The sequence below is a fragment of the Telluria sp. AZSoR62 genome (assembly GCF_058111565.1).
Map to the genome: position 1 here is coordinate 1 of NZ_JBYTST010000225.1, position 303 is coordinate 303.

At 44.9% G+C, this 303-nt stretch carries 1 protein-coding gene; it reads right to left on the reverse strand.

Going from position 1 to position 303, the window contains the following annotated elements; translation table 11 throughout:
* The coding region (locus AC3XQU_RS23600) for a glycosyltransferase (RefSeq protein WP_489876570.1) at positions 1 to 303 on the reverse strand (303 nt) is incomplete at both ends.

The window sequence follows — 303 nt, forward strand, 5'->3', positions numbered from 1 at the left end:
CTTCTTCCCATTTCTCCAACAATTGGGCAATCACTTGGGGCGGGTCTTGCAGATCCGCATCCAACGGGATGATGGCATCACCTCGTGCCTGCTCAATGCCTGCCGATAATGCGGCTTCCTTCCCGAAATTACGTGATAAATCGACAATAACTAACTCAAAGTTTTCCGGATCACTAAAGTTCAGCTTTTCCAATGTTGAATCACTGCTGCCATCGTTAATTGCAACAATTTCCCAGCGATAATGCTGTGTATCAATATGACGGGTTATCTCGGTTAAAGTAGTCTCGATATTAGCTTCCTCAT